Here is an 18,221-nt window from a genome sequence, read left to right as displayed (position 1 = left end):
GGTTTTTCTAGCGCATGGGACACGTACTCGTTCTTGGTGCCACCAGCGAAATCGGCGGGGAAGTTGCCGCGCGGCTGGCCAATCACAACACCTTCACGCTCGCCGCGCGCCGCACTGAGGCACTCGACGGCATTGCCGGCCGCCTCATCGACGCCGGTGCTGTCGCGGTGCATCGCATCCACTTTGATGCCGATGACATCGCCGCACACCGCCAGTTCGTTGAGAACGCCTGGCAGCACGGTCCCATCGATACGGTGATTGTCGCGTTCGGCATCCTCGGCGATCAGCAGAAGTGTGAAGACTCCGGGGAGGCTGCGGCGGCGGTCATTCACACCGACTTCACGGCTCAGGCATCGATTCTCACAGAGATTGTCGCGCGCATGGAGTCCGACATCGCCGCCGGCAAACTGCCTGTGCGCGACAAGGTCGCGGGCCGCATCATGGCCTTTTCCTCTATCGCAGGCGCCCGCGTGCGCCGCGCCAACTATGTCTACGGTTCGGCGAAGGCCGGCCTCGACGGTTTCCTCCAAGGCATGCAGGACCGCCTGCACGGCAGCCATATTCAGCTGACAATCGTCCGGCCGGGCTTCGTCATCGGCCGCATGACCGAAGGCATGAAGCCGGCGCCGATGTCTTCGCGCCCCGCCGAGGTCGCTGAGGCCGCCGTCACCGCCTTCGATGGCCGGAAGCCCCATGTCTGGGTGCCACGGAAACTGGCGTTGCTCGCCCGTGCCACGCATCTGACTCCTCGCTGGATTTGGCGGAAGATGCCCCGATGAGTCCAAAACTTCGCGTCGTCGGCATCGGCTGTGACGGTTACGAGGGTCTATCTGCCCGCGCAGTCGAGGCGCTGTCGTCGGCACGCCGCATCATTGGCTCTCCCCGTCAGCTCCGTTTGCTTGCCGACGTCGACCTGGACGCCGAACTCTCTCCTTGGCCCAGTGGCTTCTGGAAGGACTGGCAGGCCACCCTGGCAGATATTGACCCCGCAGTCGATGTCATCCTGGCCAGTGGCGATCCCATGTTCCACGGTGTCGGCGCGTCCCTGGTCCGCGAGCTCGGCCGCGGTGGCGTGGAAGTTATTCCAGCACCGTCGTCGGCCTCATTGGCCTGTGCCTACCTCGGCTGGCCTTTGCATGACACTCCGGTGATCTCTCTAGTAACAGGGGAGCCGGGGATACCTGGTGCTGCACGGGTGGTGCCGGTAGCAGATGCACTGCGCCCCTTCCTCGTGCTGTGTCGAAACGCGGACTCAGTGAAGGAGGTTGCTACGGTTTTAGCCGACCGCCCAGACACCAAGCTCACCGCGCTGACCAATCTCGGTGGCTCGGAGGCGACGGGGCTGCCGGAGTCTGTGGCCGAAGGCACGGTGGCGAACCCTCCGGTTCCAGCTGGCAACCTCACGGTGCTGGCGGTGGAGCCGTCGGGAAGCGCGCGCGGCTGGCTGCGCGACGGTGACTTTGACTCGGATGGCCAGCTGACGAAGGCGCCGATTCGCCAAATGACGGTAGCGGCGTTGGATCCGCGGCCGGGAGCACTGCTGTGGGATGTCGGCGGTGGCACGGGGTCGATTGGCATTGAGTGGGCTCGGCACGGCGGGCGCGCGGAAATTTTTGAGCGCGATGCTGTTCGTGCAGAGCGAATTGCTGAGAATGTGGCGAACCTGTCGGGCAATGTGACTGTCCACCACGGCGCAGCGCCGGGAGCTTTGGCTGACTCGAATCTTCGCCCCGATGCCATTTTCATCGGCGGAGGTCTCACTGCTGACGGCATGCTTGAGGCCTGTTGGCAACGCCTTGCCCCGGGTGGCACCATCGTCGCGAACACCGTCACGCTGGAGTCGGAGGCTCTGCTATGGCAGGCACGTCGCGACTATGGCGGGGATGTCACCCGGCTTTCCGTGGAGCGCGCAGGTGCAGTCGGCACTTTCACTGCGTGGCGGCCGGCGTTGCCGGTGGTGCAGTGGGTGGCGGTGAAGCCAGTAGAGCCTGCGCTACCATAGACGTAATTTCTCTGTCTAAAAATATTGAGGACTCTGTAACCCACAATGACTGTGTATTTCATCGGTGCAGGCCCGGGCGCAGCAGATTTGCTGACGCTGCGCGCGGACCGGCTTATTCGCTCCTGTCCAGTGTGCCTTTACGCGGGATCAATTGTCCCGCCTGAGGTGCTGGAGAGCTGCCCCGAGGGCGCAGAGATTATCAATACCGCGCGTATGCCGCTGGATACCATCATCGAGACCATTCAAGCGGCACATAAGGCGGGCAAGGATGTCGCACGCCTGCAGTCCGGCGACCCGTCGGTGTGGTCGGCGCTGGCAGAGCAGGTCCGTCGTCTCAGCGAGCTAGGTATTGACTACGAAATCGTTCCGGGTGTGCCAGCTTTTTCCGCGGCTGCGGCAGCTCTCGGCCACGAGCTCACGGTGCCAACTGTCGGCCAGTCAGTGGTGCTGACTCGTATCTCCGGGCGCGCTTCCAAGATGCCAGAGGGCGAAACCCTGGAAAACTTCGGCCGCACGGGTGCGACTCTGTGCATTCACCTGGCCGCCCATGACATCGACCGTGTGGTAAAGGAACTCACCCCGCACTATGGGAAGCACGGTCCGGTGGCAGTCGTGGCTTTCGCATCCCGCCCGGAACAGGTTATTCGCCGTGGCACGCTGGCTGATATTGCGCAGCAGGTCAAGGATGCAGGTGTGACTCGCACGGCTGTCATCATTGTTGGCAAGGTGCTTACTGCCGAGGCGTTCCCGGATAGCTATCTCTACAGCGATGATCGCCCACGCGATGAACACGGACGGACCATTCCATGCGTGCACTAATTCTGGGTGGAACTGCTGAGGCTCGTGCCCTGGCCAAGTGGCTAGTGGGCGAGGGCTGGTTTGTCACCTCTTCACTGGCCGGTCGCGTATCCAACCCCAAGCTGCCCGCCGGCAATGTCCGCATCGGCGGTTTCGGCGGCCCTGCGGGGCTCACGCGATGGCTGATCGCCGATGCCACCGAAGTCATCATCGACGCCACGCATCCTTATGCGGAGCGAATCAGCGAATCTGCCGCTGAAGCTGCCCGCGCCACCGGTCTTCCGCTCGTGGCGCTGCATCGCCCTGCGTGGGAGAAGCAGCCCGGCGACAACTGGATTGAGGTGTCCTCTATGCAGGAGGCCGCGGACATTGTTGCCGACCGCTTCTACAGCCCGTTTCTCACTATTGGCCGTCAGCAGCTAGCTCCATTTGCCGGCGACTCCAACGGCCGTTACCTCATTCGCTGCGTGGAACAGCCCGCGCCGCCACTGCCCAAGAATCGGAAGATTATTCTCAGCCGTGGGCCTTACGATGTCGCAGCGGAGCGCAAGCTCATGCGGGATTACGCCGTGGACTGCGTGGTGACCAAGAACTCCGGTGGTGCTGCTACCTACGCCAAAATTGAAGCAGCCCGCGACCTTAAGAAGCCGGTCGTCATCGTGCAGCGCCCGCGCCTGCCGGGCGCGGATATCGCCATTGTTGCCACAACGGTGGATGAGGCGTACAACGCCGTCATCCGCCGGGCGTAGCAGCTAACGCAGCAACTCACCAGTTCCACTCGTGCCACCCTCACCGTAGTGACGTGCGGTGTAGACCCGAGTGGTCTTGCCAGCCCGATACGCTTTTGTCGACGACGAACCGATAATCACCATGGTTCGCATATCGACGACATCCGGGTCGAATTCCGCCAACGTGGTCACGGTGACGTTTTCCTGCTCCGAGCCGACTGCCCGCGCCACAATCACTGGTGTTGTCGGCTCACGGTATTCCATGGCCAATGCACGCAGCTCTCGGATCTGCCATCTCCGCGACTTGGATGCTGGGTTGTAGACAGCAAACGCCATGTCCGCTCCGGCTACGGCACGCACTCGCTTAACGACGACCTCCCAGGGCTTCAACCTGTCGGAGAGACTGAGCATCGCAAAGTCATGGCCAAGGGGAGCGCCTACTCGACTTGCGACAGCCTGAGCTGCAGTCATGCCGGGCACGACTCTAACTGGAATGTCTCGCCACATATCGTCGTCAGCGACTTCCAGCACTGCCGCCGCCATGGCGAAGACTCCCGGGTCACCGGAGCTGACCACCGCGACGCGTCCACCGCGCTTTGCAATATCTAGCGCCATAGTGGCTCGCTCTGCCTCTACACGGTTGTCGGAGAGGTGGCGGCGCTGCCCGGTGCGCTCAGGAACCCGGTTGATGTAGGTGGAGTAGCCAACCAGATCTGTGGCCCGTGCCAATTCCTCGGTGACTTCTGGGGTAATCCAGCGTTCAGCACCCGGGCCAAGGCCGACAACTACGACTTCACCGACCGCTGGGGTAGCCGACTCAGTTGCTGTATCGGTGGCTGCACCGGTCGCTGCATCATCGGCTGGCGAAGGCACCCCAGAAACACTCCGTTTAGTGCCGTAGACAGCGGAAGGCACGACGGCCACTGCGAAGTAGGGAACGTTCTCCGGGTCGGCATCGGCCAGCGGGTAGCTGGTGTGCTCATTCATGGTTGCTCGCTCGACAACATAGGCGCGCTCGAGCATGCCCGCGGCCTGCAACGCTGTACGAACCTTCTCAACGTTTTTCCCCAGCTTCATAATGACTACACAGTCTGAAGCGTCAAGAACCGCAGCGATCCGCGCGGAATCGGCGGTGGCGGGAACAACGCTAACGATTTCGGTAGCCTCGCCGAGCGGCTGACCGATCTCTGCTGCCGCAGCAGTAATGCTGGCCACGCCGGGGACAATCTCAGTGGGGAAGTCCTCGCTGAGGGCGTGATGCAGGTGCTGGTACGAGCTATAGAGCATCGGGTCACCGAGCGAAAGCACTGCAACACTTCGCCCCTCGGCCAAGTGCTTGTGCAGGCGAGCAGTGGCCTCTGCATAGAAACCGGCGAGCTGCTCGCGGTAGTCGGCCGGGCGCCCGGTGGTCACCGGGTATTGCAATTGCTCTTCCACGGCAGCGTCGTCACGCGCGTCAATCAATTCGGCGGCGATTGAACGCGCCGTGGAACGTCCGTGAGTTCCGGCATGGTAGGCAATGACATCGGCTGTGCGGATGATGTCGGCACCGCGAAGTGTAATGAGACCTGCGTCGCCGGGGCCGAGTCCGATGCCGTAGAGATGACCAGGCTGAGCGCTGTAGGAGCCGGACATGGTTTAGAGAATCTCCTTTGCGGTGGCGATGGCATTGAGGGCAGCACAGGTGATAGCCGAGCCGCCGCGACGGCCGGTGACGGTGATGTACTTCAGCTCTGGGTTGTCGGCACCGGAGTCGATAGTGGCTTGCTTGGATTCCGCAGCACCGACGAAGCCGACCGGCATGGCCAAAATGGCAGCGGGCATGGGGAAGGATCCCTCATTGATGCGGTTGAGCAGGTGGAAGAGGGCAGTGGGAGCATTGCCGATGGCGACGACCGCGCCCTCTAGTCGAGGCTTCCACAGCTCCACGGCAGCAGCAGTACGAGTGGTGCCGAGTTCTTGAGCCAATTCGGGGACGCGCTCATCACGCAGCAAGCAGATGACCTCGTTGTCAGCGGGCAGGCGCTTGCGGGTAATGCCCGAGGCGATCATGTTGACATCGGTGAAGATAGGAGCGCCATCCTCGAGAGCCTGGCGAGCTGCGCGCACAGCTCCCGTGGAAAAGACGATGTCCTTGGCCAGGTCGGTCTGACCTGCTGCGTGAATCATTCGGACCGCGACGGTTTCCTCATCGACGTCGAAGCGGGAAAGGTCGCTTTCTTCGCGGATGATGGCAAATGAGTTGCGGTAAATATCCGCACCGTCGGTGTTGTACTCAAAGCGCTTCATAGGCTTAAAGCCTAGTCCACAGCAGTGACTTCGTATTCTCCGTCCCCGGTGGCGAGATAGTCGAAGTAACCACCCTTGGGCTTGCCACAGCGGCGCTCACAACCGGAGAAGTGCACGCGGCCCTCGGGCAGGCGGTCATCGGCAATTGCATGAGCGGCATCACCTCGGGTGTCAGCCAGCGACTTTTCGCAACCGGGGCGACCGGTGCAGGCGCTGACGCGCAGCCAGGTGGACTTCCGGTCGAAGATCAGGCCATTGGGCGCCAAAACCTTGACGACCTGTTCGGCAACTTCCTCTTCCAAATCGTGCAGAATCAGCGAATACCACGGAGTGATATGGACTGGAACCTGCGTGTGCGAGATAGCTCGGGCCAAACGCGCCGGGAGGACGCCAAAGCGCAGACCAGCGGCCAGGCTAACCAACCCATCCGGCTGGTCAATCCAACCGATCTGGCGGGACAGCCCGGCGGTGGCATCGAAATTCTCGGCCGGGGTCGGCTCCTGGCGGCGGGCCCGCGCGCCCAATTTCTCGATTACGGCATCGGCAACGCGCTCGGCCGCATCTGCTTCGGCGATCCGCCAGGCCGAGCCACGGCTGTCATTCCACACCTTGGCTGTGGTGATGAGGGCCTCCACGACGTCGTCACGCGAGACGACAATCCCCGAGGTCGCGCCACCAATGATGAGTTCGAACGTGTTCTCATCGTGGGCGACAACGCCGAAGTCGGGGCGCTCACCGAGGACATCACCACGGCCGTCGTCGAAAGCCATGAGCGTGCGGCCAGGAAGTGTTGCCAGCGACGGCTCCGCAATGAGCGCCGCGTCGAACTCTTGAACCAGGTCGCGGACATCGGCCTTGCCGCCGACGCGACCGGACAGTGGCGACTGAAGAACGTTGCGCACGCGGTCGTGGCTCGTGGAGGGAACCAGCTTTTCCTCTTCTGCGGCATCGGCGAATGCGCCGGTGTTAGTGATGCCACGGATCTGAACATTGCCGCGGGAAGTGAAGTGAATATCGCCGTCGCCGAAATTCTCGGCCAAATCGGCGAGTACGGCAAAGCCCGGCGCGGGGAGGAAGCCTCCGGGGAAGCGAAGCCGACCAATTGCGCCATCAGCTGCGATATGAACCTTTCGGGTGCCGGGGCAACCGTCCTGACGAGTGCGAGCTCCTTGATCAGATGCAGTCATACTTCCAAGAATACGCAAACAAGCACAGAGCTGAGCCCCCGAAAACAGGGGCTCATTATCCGGACCTTTTCAGCCCAACGAAACCATTCTGAAGTGGAGTTTTGATAGCCCCGTGCAAAAAACATACAAATTCTTCACTAAATCCACCGATTTACTTTTTCAAAACCTTATTATTTCCATAACCTAACTTCCTCCGAATTAAGGGAAGTCTTCATTGGGTTTTCAATCTGGGGTTATTCAGGAGATTTCATGCCACATCACGACGCTGAAGCACTCACACACGGCACCGCCGGCATCGGCCATGCCTCAACACAGACGCGCGCTGCTTCACGACGAAACGGTCGCACAACCCGAACGGGAATCGGGGTAGCGCTTGCGGGTCTTATGACCATCGGCCTGGCTACACCTGCAAACGCTCAGCCACTAAGCGTGCCGGGCCTGTCAGATAGTGGGCTGACGGATAAGGTGTCGTCGTCAAGTGCAAACCGCGAATTGCCTGGTTTCGGCCATGTACCGAACCCGAATGTGGAGAGGCTACTTGGCATCGAGAAAGACGATGAGCAGTCTGGCAACGAGGGCACGGGCAGGCAGCTGACCCCGGAACAGGCACGCGTGGCCGCAGCCTCTCCGCTGAATTCTCTGCCGCTGACCCCGTCGCGCGCGGCAAATGCCGGCACGCTAGTCAGCAGCGAGGATGCCGAGATGATGGTGAACGACAAGCTGTGGAATGTGGATGCCAAGCGTATTCACTACAACTCCACGGATTCCCTCGGCAATCCCAGTGTGGACACGGCCATTGTGGTAACTCCGAAGACAGAGTGGAAGGGCAGCGGTCCGCGTCCGGTCGTGGCGATCGCGCCGGGCACGCAAGGTGGCGCGGAAAAGTGCGACCCGTCGATCTCCTCGCAGACCGGGTTGAAGATTGAGTTCGGTCCGATGGACATTATTGCTCCATACGAGACGATTCCGATGGTCGCGAACTTGAAGCGAGGTGCGACTGTGGTGATGATTGACCACCACCGCAATGACCAGGGCAACCAGGACTACGTCGACAATATCGCCTCGGCACAGTCGCTGTTTGATGCCGTGTCTGCCTCCCACGAGCTAGGCGTGGATCAAAAGGCGCCCGTGGGAATCTATGGCTACTCCCAGGGTGGCTCCGCAGCCGCTGCAGCTGCTGAGCGTGCAGGTGTCTACGCCCCGGAGCTCAACGTCGCCGCTTCTGCCGCCGGCGGCCCGCCGTCCGACCTCGCAAACGTCCTCGACCAGATTGATGGCACGACCCTGACCGCCGCGATTGCGCTGGCAATCAACTCTGTCCTGGATAAAGATCCGGGGCTGCGCCGCGTCCTCGAAGAAGAAATCAGTCCCGAGGGCAAGAACCTGCTGGACAACGTGGGCAACTACTGCGCGGGCGGCTTGGGTTTCCATCACTCATTTGAGACCACTGACCAGTACACCACCAGCGGTGAGTCACTCAGCGAGATGATTAAGCGCTACGAGCCGGTGCAGAAAGAACTCGCACGCCAGCGCGTCGGCAACTTCGTCCCAAATGCCCCGGTGTACCTCTACTCGGGTGAGCACGACGACATCATCCCCATCAACCAGGTCCGCAAGCTACGCGATGCCTGGCTGAATCTCGGGTTCACCGACCTGGAGTACGTCGAAAACACGACTTCACCACTATTGCCCAAGACAGGCCTAAACCATATCGTTCCCATGCTCGCGGAACTGACTAATGCCACCGATTTCCTCTGGTCCCACTTCCCAGATCAGCCGGCGGAGCAGTCGCTGGAACTCTAGCAATAGACGCTGCAGTAGAGTGATGGAGAAATCCACTGCCATGCCGCTGACGAGAAGCTCGGTGAAAATCCGCACGGTCGCGCCACTGTCACAGTCAGACCTCGTCATCGGTTAGAAGGCAGACTCCCGCCGACCGGGGACGCGTTGCTCCCCAGGAAGTGAATGACTACACCGTGATTCTGCTGCTGTCGACCTCGGATACCGACCTTCTGTCCGCCCGCGCGGCCGCTCAGGCCAACCCGGAGGTGTCCTACCGTTGGGCAAACCCGGCGCGTCTGCTCGACGATGATTTGCCCACGCTTGCCGACGGCGCCGATGTCGTCATCATCCGACTTCTCGGTGGCCGCCGCGCCTGGGAATCCGGCATCGACTACTTTGTGAACTCCGGTATTCCCACCGTCCTCGTCTCGGGTGAGCAGGCGCCCGATGCCGAACTCACCGAGTACTCGACGGTTCCCGCAAACGTCACCACGCAAACGCACATCTACCTGGCGGAAGGCGGCGCGAAAAACCTCGCACAGCTGCACAATTTCCTGTCGGACACGCTGCTTCTGACCGGTCTTGGCTTTGAAGAGCCCACTCGCATGCCGGCCTGGGGTTTCCTGGAGCGCGACTCCAAGGTGGCCACGGAAGATTCGCGTGGCACCGTCGGCATTATCTATTACCGCGCCCAACACCTGGCTGGAAATACGCACTACATTGAGGCGCTCGCTGACGCAGTCGAGGCTCGCGGCTACGTCGCCAAGCCCATCTTCGCCGCGTCCCTGCGCACCGCCAGCGATGAACTGTTAGCAGAGATGGCATCCTGCGACGCGCTTATCACCACGGTGCTCGCCGCTGGTGGCAACCGCCCGGCACTCGCACAGGCCGGTCAGGACGACGACGGCTGGGATGTCGCCGCACTCGCAGACCTCAACATCCCCATCATCCAGGGGTTGGCTCTGACATCCTCCAAGGCGGCATGGGAAGACAACGACGAGGGTCTGTCACCGCTGGACGTCGCAACACAGGTCGCCGTCCCCGAATTCGACGGCCGCATCATCTCGGTCGCGTTCTCGTTTAAGGAAATCGACTCCGACGAGCTCATTTCCTACGTCCCTGACCTTGAGCGCTGCGACCGCCTCGCCGGCATCGCTACCCGCTACGCCGCACTTCGCCACATCGACAACGCTGACAAGCGCATCGCCGTCATGCTCTCTGCGTACCCGACCAAGCACGCCCGCATCGGCAACGCCGTCGGCCTGGACACACCAGCATCCACGTTAGAGGTGCTGCACGCGCTTGCCGACGCCGGATACAACCTCGGCGACACCACCAAAATCCCCGGATACGCCACCGCCGAGGACGGCGCCGATGAACCAGATGCGTTCATGCACGCCATCATCGATGCCGGCGGCCAGGACCCGGATTGGCTGACCGAGGAAGTTATGGAGGCAGCCGAGCTCCGCCTGCCCGCTGCGACCTACGAGAAGTTCTTCGCTACCTTGCCGGAGGAACTCCGCTCCGACATGCAGGACAAGTGGGGTGCCGCGCCGGGCACTCTGTACGTCCACCCGGATACCCAGGACATCTATATTGCGGGCCTGACCTTCGGCAATGTCGTGGTCATGGTGCAGCCACCGCGCGGTTTCGGTGACAACCCGGTGGGTATCTACCACGATCCAGACCTACCGCCGACGCATCACTACCTGGCTTGCTACCGCTTCCTGTCGCTGCCGCAGTCGGAGGGCGGTTTCGGCGCCGATGCCGTGGTTCACATGGGCAAGCACGGCAACCTGGAGTGGCTGCCGGGCAAGACCGTCGGTCTTTCCGCCTCCTGTGGCCCGGATGCTGCCATCGGTGAGCTGCCGATGATTTACCCCTTCCTGGTCAACGACCCGGGCGAGGGCACACAGGCCAAGCGTCGTGCTCACGCCACGCTTGTCGACCACCTCATTCCGCCGATGGCCCGCGCCGAATCTTACGGCGACATCACCCGTCTGGAGCAGCTTCTCGACGAGCACCAGAACATCTCCGCCATGGACCCAGCCAAGCTGCCGGCTATCCGTCAGGAGATTTGGACGCTGCTGACCGCCGCGAAGATGGACCGCGACCTCGGTTGGGACGAGCGTCCGGACGAGGAGGTCTTCGATGACATGCTTATGCATGTCGACGGCTGGCTCTGCGAGATTAAGGACGTCGCCATCCGCGGTGGCCTCCACGTACTCAGCCAGGCACCGGAAGACGAGTCCCTGATTGGCACTGTGACCACCATGCTGCGTGCCCGCCAGCTGTGGGGCGGCAAGCAGACGCTGCCGGGCCTGCGTGAAGCTCTCGGCCTGGCCGAGGACGGCACCGACGAGCGCCACACTGTGGACTCCATCGATGCACTGGCTACGGCGTTGGTAACCGCCGTGGTGAAGAATCCTGACCAACCAGTGGCACAGATCGCGGCTGATGTTCTCGGCTCCGAGGAATTTGCCGATATCGCGGCACCGAACGGCATCGATCAGGTTGTCGAGCTGCTGCAGTTCACCCGCGACGAAATTCTCCCGCGCCTGGCCGCTACCAGCGAGGAGATTCCGCGCATTCTTTCGGCCTTGGACGGCGAGTTCGTTCCGGCTGGCCCCTCCGGCTCGCCGTTGCGCGGTCTGGTCAACGTACTGCCGACTGCCCGCAACTTCTACTCGGTCGACCCCAAGGCGGTGCCGTCGCGCCTGGCTTGGGAAACCGGTGTCAACCTCGCCGATGGCCTGATCGAGCGCTACCGCGCCGACCACGGCGAGTATCCCAAGTCGGTTGGCCTGTCGGTGTGGGGCACTTCCGCCATGCGTACTTCTGGTGATGACATCGCCGAGGTGCTCGCGCTGATTGGTGTGCATCCGGTGTGGGATGACGCATCTCGCCGTATCGTCGGCCTTGAGCCAATTCCGCTGGAGGAACTGGGGCGTCCGCGCATTGACGTGACCGTCCGCATTTCCGGTTTCTTCCGTGATGCGTTTCCGCATGTTATTGACCTTTTGGATGATGCGTTTCAGCTCGTCGTCAAGCTTGATGAATCCGATGAGGACAACTACGTGCGCGCACATGCGAAGGCCGACCAGCAGGAGCGTCCGCGCCGTATCTTCGGTTCCAAGCCGGGCACCTATGGAGCTGGTTTGCTGCAGCTGATCGATTCCGGTTCCTGGCGCGATGACGCGGATCTGGCGAAGGTTTACACGACCTGGGGCGGCTACGCCTATGGTCGCGGCGTCGATGGGGAAGAGGCTGCTGACGATATGAAGACGGCCTACCGCCGTATTCAGGTTGCCGCGAAGAATGCCGATACCCGTGAGCACGACATCGCCGACTCCGATGACTACTTCCAGTTCCACGGCGGTATGATCGCCACGGTCCGTGCGCTGACGGGTTCCGCTCCAGAGGCGTATGTGGGCGATTCCACGCGCCCGGACGCCGTGCGCACCCGCACCCTGCACGAGGAAACGCGACGTGTCTTCCGAGCCCGCGTAGTCAACCCACGCTGGATGCAAGCCATGCGTAACCACGGCTACAAGGGTGCCTTCGAAATGGCTGCAACGGTCGATTACCTCTTCGGCTACGACGCGACGGCACAGGTCATGGATGACTGGATGTACGAAACGCTTACCGACGAGTACGTTGCGAACCCGGAAAACCGCGAGTTCTTTGAACAGTCGAATCCGTGGGCTCTGCACGATATTTCCGAGCGCCTGATGGAGGCCGCCGAGCGCGGTATGTGGGAAAACCCCGACCAGGAACGCATGGATCTGTTGCGCCAGACCTACCTGGATACAGAGGGCGACTTGGAGGAGCGAGCTGACCGGTAGGCGAGCGCTAGTCGTCATCTAACTTGCCGCTACAGCCGGCTAGATGACGACAAGAGAACCGGCCGATAGCCCTAACCACTTGCTCATCTAGTGGCGGTTACACTGGGGAACTATGAGCAAGTGGTTCACAATTATTTACCTCATTGTCGAGATTGCGGCCTTTATCGCACTCGGTGAATGGATTGGCTACGGCTGGACCGTCCTATTGGTTTTGGGCCTGTTCATTGTGGGGTTGGTCTTCGCCGCTATCGAGTTCAAGCGCATCTACCAGAAGTTGCTGCTGGATACTTCTCGTACTCTTACCGAGTACGGACAGAAGCATCCGGAGGAGGCAATCAAGCGCTCGGCAAAGGGCGCGGGACACTTTGTGGCCGACTCGGCAATTCTATTGGTTGGCTCGTGGCTGATTGCCCTGCCGGGCGTCGTCACCACCGTTGTTGGTTTCCTCATGGTGCTACCGCCGACTCGCTGGCTGATTCGTAAGAGCGGATCGGTGGCGCTGCTCAACGGACTCCGCAACTTCAGTGACCGCAGCATGATGGTGGTCTCTCAGTACGGCATGAACCCAGGTACTCCAGGAGCTGGCGCTGGTGCTGGCGGCTTTTCGGGGTTCCCTGGATTCTCTGGTGGTTTCCCGGGCGCGGATGGCAAGAGCTTCCCACAGGATAAAATCGTGCCACCGGCGCCGGACAACGCCTGGGATGATGACCAGGACGACAGCGACAAGCGCTAACTCGAATACTCGCGGACGTAGAGAGTTCTTTTATACAAGTGCACACTAACCGTCAAGCGCGCTCCAGCGAGCACGGGGACTTTGCTCCGAAAGACGCTTCGAAAGACACTCCGGAGAATCCGAGTCGCTGGCAGGCGCGCTTTCGCGCGCTTACCCCACTAAAGCAGCGCCTCCTTCTCGCCTTCATTGCAATCCTCGCTGGTGGATTGCAATTCTTAAGCTACGCACCCCTGAGCTGGTGGTGGACCGCCTGGGTCGACCTCGCCCTGCTCATTTTTGCCTTCTTCTGCGCAGCCGATTGGAAATCCAGCGTAGTGGGGGGCTTCAGCTGGGCAACAGCGACGGCGCTTTTCTCACTGCCGTGGATCGGCTCCTTCGTCGGTATTGGCCCCTACGTGGCGCTCTCAATTGTGCTGGGTCTCCTCACAATTCCGGCGGCGCTTGCGATGTGGCTGATTGCCCAATCCAGTTTCCCCCTCGCGCTGAAGCTCCCTGGCATGGCCGCTGCGCTCGTGGCAGGGGAGACGCTGCTGGCCCGCTGGCCTTTCGGAGGCTTCCCCTGGCTCCGCGTTGCCTGGGGGCAAGTCGACGGCCCGCTGTCCCCAGCAGTGGCAATCGGCAGCACTGCATTGGTCACTTTCCTCGCTGCTTGCGTTGGTGCGGGACTGGTCGCGCTCACGCTACGTTCCTACGCAACCTCCGCTGCGCTTTTGGTGGGGGCGTTAATCGTCGGCTGGGCTCTTCCTGCGTGGACCCAACCACTGCCTGAACCTACGGCCGCTGACAACGCCCGTGTCGCGGTTATCCAGGGCAATGTTCCTCGCCTCGGTTTAGAGTTCAATGCCCAGCGCCGCGCAGTACTGCAAAACCACGCCGATGCCACCAATGAACTGGCACGACGTGTCCACCAAGGTAAGGAACAGCAGCCGGACATCGTCATCTGGCCTGAAAACTCCTCCGATGTCAGCCCGTTTACGGATGGGGAAGCGGCACGCATTATCGAAAATGCCGCGATGAATATTGGCGCCCCCATCGTGGTCGGCACCTTTACCTACACCAACGGGGTGCAAAACACCATGGTGGTCTGGGACCCAAAGACCGGCCCCGGCGACCAGCACGAGAAAATCTATCTCCAGCCCTTCGGCGAGACCATGCCATTCCGCGAACTACTCCGTCACTTTTCCGACATGGTCGCTCACGCTGGAGACATGACCCCGGGCAACGGCGATGCTGTGGTCACAACACCTGGCACCGATGGTTTAAAAAAGGTCAACCTGGGCGTGGCCACCTGCTACGAAGTGGTTTTCGACGGGGCCTTCCGCAACGCGGTCAACCACGGCGCAACTATGCTTGCCACACCTACGAATAACGCCACCTTCGGTTTCACCGATATGACCTATCAGCAGCTGGCCATGAGCCGCATGCGAGCCATGGAGTTCCAACGCTCCACGGCTGTCGCCGCAACCAGCGGTGTGAGCGCTATTGTGGATGCGCACGGAGACGTCGTAAAGCAGAGCAAAATCTTCGAGCAGAAGGTACTCACCGAGACTTTGCCGCAGTACTCCCACCTGACTTTTGCAGCCCGCTTCGGGACGTGGATTGAAGGTCTACTGACTGCATTCGGTATTCTTTGTGTGGTTGGTGCCGTCCTGCGTCGCCGTGGCGGAGATGCCAGGGCAGGCGCAGATGAAGTTGATGGCCGGGATACTGAGCAGAACATGCACTAAGGAGAATCACGAGTGACTGCCCTAAATGAGTCGACGCTGGTTGTCATTCCCACTTTCAACGAGCGGGAAAACCTGCCGGGCGTGATCGCACGCTTGCGCGCAGCGGAGCCGAGCGTCGACATTTTGGTTGTCGATGACTCTTCACCAGACGGCACCGGTGAGCTCGCCGATGAAATCGCTGCCGCTGACAAGGCGGACAACAACGGGAAAGAGCACATCTACGTCCTGCACCGCGAGGGCAAGGGCGGTCTCTGGGGTGCGTACCGCGCGGGCTTCGCTTGGGGTCTCGAGCGCGACTACGAGGTTCTCTGCGAGATGGATGCCGACGGCTCCCACGCACCAGAGCAGTTCTATCTGCTGCTGGAGAAGCTCGAGGACGGTGCCGATGTCGTCATCGGCTCCCGCTACATTCCGGGAGGCAAGACCGTCAACTGGCCAATGAGCCGTCAGGTTCTCTCCCGCGGCGGCAACCTCTACATCTCGCTGGCGCTCGGCGCAGGCATCTCGGATATCACCGCTGGCTACCGTGCTTATCGACGGGAAGTTCTCGAGACCCTCGACCTCGAGAACATTGGCAAGGCTGCGTATCTGTTCCAGACCGAGCTCGCCTTTGAGGCTGTGCAGGCGGGCTTCCTGGTGGAAGAGGTTCCAATCACCTTTACTGAGCGCGAGTACGGCGAGTCCAAGATGGATGGCAGCTTTGTGAAGCAGTCTCTGCTGCAGGTCACCAAGTGGGGATTCAAGCACCGCTCGCAACAGGTAAAAAACCTGGGGTCGGAGATTGGTCGCCTGGCTGGTCACGAGTTTAAGCAACGATTCCGCAAGTAGGGCAACCCTAAAAATTGCAACCACAAAAATTGCGGGCTGCACGTATGAATACGGGCTGCATGTACGAATGCAGGCTGCATGTATGACTGCAGGCTGCAAATGTGAAACTGACTTAGTTTATGACAGTTTCAGGCCATTTTTCAGGCCATTTTTGTCATAAACGCAGTCAGTAACTCGGTTCGGCCCGCCGCAGCCAGGCACAAAACAAAAACGGGCCCGAATAAGGAGAAAAACCTTATCCGGACCCGAATTTCAGTGTTTGATTGACGGCTACAAAGCTCTAAAGCTCGAACCTAACCAGCTCAAACCTTAAGCGTTCTTCTCTGCCTCTTCGGCTTCCTTCTGAGCCTTCAGCAGGCGAGCGGCGTTACGACGACGCTTGCGCAGCAAGTCAACGCGCTCATCCAGCAGCACGTCGAGCTCCTCAATGGAGCGGCGCTCACGGAGCATGTCCCAGTGAGTCCTCGGCGGCTTCACCGGCTTAGCTTCAGTGCCTTCGCCTTCAACCAGCTCACCAATCTGGCCATTCTTGCACAGCCATTCACCTGGAATTTCCGCGTCATCCGCGAATGGGACCTCGAAGATCTCACCGGATTCAGTGCGGTAGCGGACCATCATTCGCGGCGCGAGGTCATGATCGCGATCGGTCTCATACGAAACGGCGCCCATGCGACTGCCACGAAGAACTCGATCTGCCATGTGGAACGTGCCCCCTTTGGTAGAAATACTAGATCACACATTATAACGCCTTAGTCAGCATTCATGCCATAATTGACTTCTGTGTCAGATCAAAAGCCGAGCACAACTATCGCCAATTGCCAGTGGTGTGGCCGCGAAATGGAGGTCGCGATCCGCGGTCGCCGGCGCAAATTCTGCAGCCAAGCCTGCCGGCAGCGCGCGTATGAAAAACACACCGGCGTAGCAAAAGGCGCCTCCAGGCCGATTGCCGAACGAATCAATTCGGATCTCACGCTGAAGACCACCGATGCCACGAGCAGGTCGGCGGGCGATGACGTCGTAAAGCGAATAGGGGACGGGCTCTTCGAAGTACGTTGTCTCGCCGAAGACTTGCGCACCGCGCTTGACGACGACATGGAGACTTCCGTCCTACAGGAGATTACGCAGGAATTGATTATGAAAACGCGTGAGGTGGAACGGTTTATCCCATAGCGGATTAAAAGGATAGGATGAGCACTATGAATTCTGGTGTCCGTAAATCAATTATTACTTTGATAGCCGTTGCAGTTGTTGCGCTCGCAATTGTTATTGTGGGACCAGTTTTGTATCGCGTTTTCACGCATGAAGGGGTGCGTACTGGGGATTTCGAGGCTAACGAGCTGCCTGCAGCAACGACTGACGCGAATGGCACCTGGAAGATTGTCGGTGGCGATAACTCACAGAACACCTCCGTTGGCTTTACTTTTAACGAGGTGCTGCCAGGCAGTAGGCGGACGACGTCCGGTTCCACCCACGAAGTCACTGGCGAGCTGAAGGTTGCTAACAACAATCTTGAGGACGCATCCGTTGTTGTTGACATGGCAACTCTGACTAGCGATATTGAACGTCGTGACATCAATGTCCGCAACAATATTTTCAGCGTTGAGCAGTACCCAGAAGCTAAGTTTGAGCTTGCAGAGCCGCTCGATATTTCAAGCATTCCAGATAACGGCCAATGGGCAAATATCGAGATTCCGGGACGCCTGACTATTCGCGGTGTCACCAATGATGTCACCGTGCCAATGAAGGTCGCTCGCACCGAAAACCTGGTTTTGCTGTCGGGCACCTTGCCAATCAACCGCCTGGATTACAACGTGCGCCTGCCACAGTTTGTAGCTGCATCCATCGAGGAGAACGGCGAACTCAATCTACGCATTGTCGCGGAGAAGCAGGACACGTAGGTTTCGGCTAGCAGGCACGGCCATCTAAAGATTGATCGCACGAGAACGAATCTAAAAGAGGCTTCTAGCCAGCGAAAATATGCCCCGTTTCGTCACTGTGACGCAATAAAGCCATTTAGTCACACACCACAGAAGTCCCGCCAAAAACAATTTTGATAGGCCAGTTGGGAGCCGCAACAATATGAACACCTACGAAGCAATGTTGCTCGCACGAAAGGTGCGAATGGTGCTACTGATTATCTTCATTGCATTCGTGGCCTACAAGGGCGTGTGGTGGCTCGTGGCTGTTGGCATATTCCTGATTGGCATGACGCTGTGGCAGAACAAGCGACTGCGGGAAGAGATTGCCGTCCGCAACGCGGATGAGCTTGCAGCAGACACCAAGACCAATGAACAATAAGCCC

General features: G+C 60.2%; 16 protein-coding genes. 12 read left to right on the top strand and 4 right to left on the bottom strand.

Annotation, left to right across the window (positions count from 1 at the left end):
• Positions 1-14: 14 nt before the first annotated feature.
• From HMPREF2614_RS04100 to HMPREF2614_RS04085, 4 genes are read left to right on the top strand one after another with little or no spacing between them, the layout of a single operon-like run.
• Positions 15-779: an SDR family NAD(P)-dependent oxidoreductase gene (locus tag HMPREF2614_RS04100; protein WP_070560267.1), complete on the top strand. Its 765-nt coding sequence runs from the start codon at positions 15-17 to the stop codon at positions 777-779.
• Entirely contained in the window at positions 776-2,002 is a 1,227-nt protein-coding gene (locus HMPREF2614_RS04095) for a bifunctional cobalt-precorrin-7 (C(5))-methyltransferase/cobalt-precorrin-6B (C(15))-methyltransferase (RefSeq protein ID WP_070560265.1), read from the top strand. Before HMPREF2614_RS04100 ends, HMPREF2614_RS04095 begins: the two co-directional genes overlap by 4 nt.
• 45 nt (positions 2,003-2,047) lie before the next feature.
• Complete coding sequence (gene cobM, locus HMPREF2614_RS04090) at positions 2,048-2,821, top strand: precorrin-4 C(11)-methyltransferase (RefSeq protein ID WP_070560263.1); 774 nt, start codon at positions 2,048-2,050, stop codon at positions 2,819-2,821.
• Complete coding sequence (locus HMPREF2614_RS04085) at positions 2,809-3,549, top strand: cobalt-precorrin-6A reductase (protein WP_070560261.1); 741 nt, start codon at positions 2,809-2,811, stop codon at positions 3,547-3,549. Before cobM ends, HMPREF2614_RS04085 begins: the two co-directional genes overlap by 13 nt.
• A gap of 3 nt (positions 3,550-3,552) precedes the next feature.
• Here the strand turns inward: HMPREF2614_RS04085 and cobJ are convergent, their stop codons facing one another.
• Genes cobJ through cobG form a run of 3 tightly spaced genes read right to left on the bottom strand, consistent with a single transcriptional unit; the run spans position 3,553 to position 7,004 of the window.
• A complete protein-coding gene (gene cobJ, locus HMPREF2614_RS04080) occupies positions 3,553-5,163 on the bottom strand; it encodes a precorrin-3B C(17)-methyltransferase (protein WP_070560259.1) in 1,611 nt (536 codons plus the stop codon).
• 3 nt (positions 5,164-5,166) lie between these two features.
• The gene (locus HMPREF2614_RS04075; RefSeq protein WP_070560257.1) at positions 5,167-5,817 is read right to left on the bottom strand and encodes a precorrin-8X methylmutase; all 651 of its coding nucleotides are present in this window, start codon (positions 5,815-5,817) and stop codon (positions 5,167-5,169) included.
• A gap of 11 nt (positions 5,818-5,828) precedes the next feature.
• Positions 5,829-7,004: a precorrin-3B synthase gene (cobG, locus tag HMPREF2614_RS04070; RefSeq protein WP_070560255.1), complete on the bottom strand. Its 1,176-nt coding sequence runs from the start codon at positions 7,002-7,004 to the stop codon at positions 5,829-5,831.
• 249 nt (positions 7,005-7,253) lie between these two features.
• On the opposite strand from cobG, the gene HMPREF2614_RS04065 reads away from it, so the two are divergent.
• The 5 genes from HMPREF2614_RS04065 (at position 7,254) to HMPREF2614_RS04045 (ending at position 15,919) form a co-directional block, all read left to right on the top strand.
• Positions 7,254-8,807, top strand: coding sequence for a lipase family protein (locus HMPREF2614_RS04065; RefSeq protein WP_070560253.1), 1,554 nt, complete (start codon positions 7,254-7,256; stop codon positions 8,805-8,807).
• A 173-nt stretch (positions 8,808-8,980) separates the two neighbouring features.
• On the top strand, positions 8,981-12,631 hold the full coding sequence (gene cobN, locus HMPREF2614_RS04060; RefSeq protein ID WP_070560383.1) for a cobaltochelatase subunit CobN: 3,651 nt from the start codon (positions 8,981-8,983) through the stop codon (positions 12,629-12,631).
• Positions 12,632-12,743: 112 nt separating this feature from the next.
• Entirely contained in the window at positions 12,744-13,364 is a 621-nt protein-coding gene (locus HMPREF2614_RS04055) for an FxsA family protein (protein WP_049181058.1), read from the top strand.
• Between the two features lie 38 nt (positions 13,365-13,402).
• Positions 13,403-15,091, top strand: a complete 1,689-nt coding sequence (lnt, locus tag HMPREF2614_RS04050; RefSeq protein WP_070560251.1) for an apolipoprotein N-acyltransferase — start codon at positions 13,403-13,405, stop codon at positions 15,089-15,091.
• 12 nt (positions 15,092-15,103) lie between these two features.
• Positions 15,104-15,919, top strand: coding sequence for a polyprenol monophosphomannose synthase (locus tag HMPREF2614_RS04045; RefSeq protein ID WP_070560249.1), 816 nt, complete (start codon positions 15,104-15,106; stop codon positions 15,917-15,919).
• Positions 15,920-16,228: 309 nt separating this feature from the next.
• Here the strand turns inward: HMPREF2614_RS04045 and HMPREF2614_RS04040 are convergent, their stop codons facing one another.
• Positions 16,229-16,618 (bottom strand): RNA polymerase-binding protein RbpA, encoded by a 390-nt coding sequence (locus HMPREF2614_RS04040; protein ID WP_005511311.1) that lies wholly within the window; start codon positions 16,616-16,618, stop codon positions 16,229-16,231.
• 81 nt (positions 16,619-16,699) lie between these two features.
• Between HMPREF2614_RS04040 and HMPREF2614_RS04035 the strand changes: the two genes are divergently transcribed.
• From HMPREF2614_RS04035 to HMPREF2614_RS04025, 3 genes are all read left to right on the top strand, one after another.
• Positions 16,700-17,089 (top strand): hypothetical protein, encoded by a 390-nt coding sequence (locus tag HMPREF2614_RS04035; protein ID WP_141745470.1) that lies wholly within the window; start codon positions 16,700-16,702, stop codon positions 17,087-17,089.
• A 17-nt stretch (positions 17,090-17,106) separates the two neighbouring features.
• Positions 17,107-17,817 carry a YceI family protein gene (locus HMPREF2614_RS04030; RefSeq protein WP_070560246.1) on the top strand — a complete coding sequence of 237 codons (711 nt, stop codon included), beginning with the start codon at positions 17,107-17,109 and terminating at the stop codon, positions 17,815-17,817.
• Between the two features lie 181 nt (positions 17,818-17,998).
• On the top strand, positions 17,999-18,217 hold the full coding sequence (locus HMPREF2614_RS04025; protein ID WP_070546153.1) for a hypothetical protein: 219 nt from the start codon (positions 17,999-18,001) through the stop codon (positions 18,215-18,217).
• Positions 18,218-18,221 lie beyond the last annotated feature (4 nt).

Source organism: Corynebacterium sp. HMSC074C11, from assembly GCF_001809455.1.
GTDB classification, from domain to species: Bacteria; Actinomycetota; Actinomycetes; order Mycobacteriales; family Mycobacteriaceae; genus Corynebacterium; species Corynebacterium amycolatum.
Note: the sequence above shows the minus strand (reverse complement) of the source record. Positions and strands in the feature narration are given on the sequence as shown.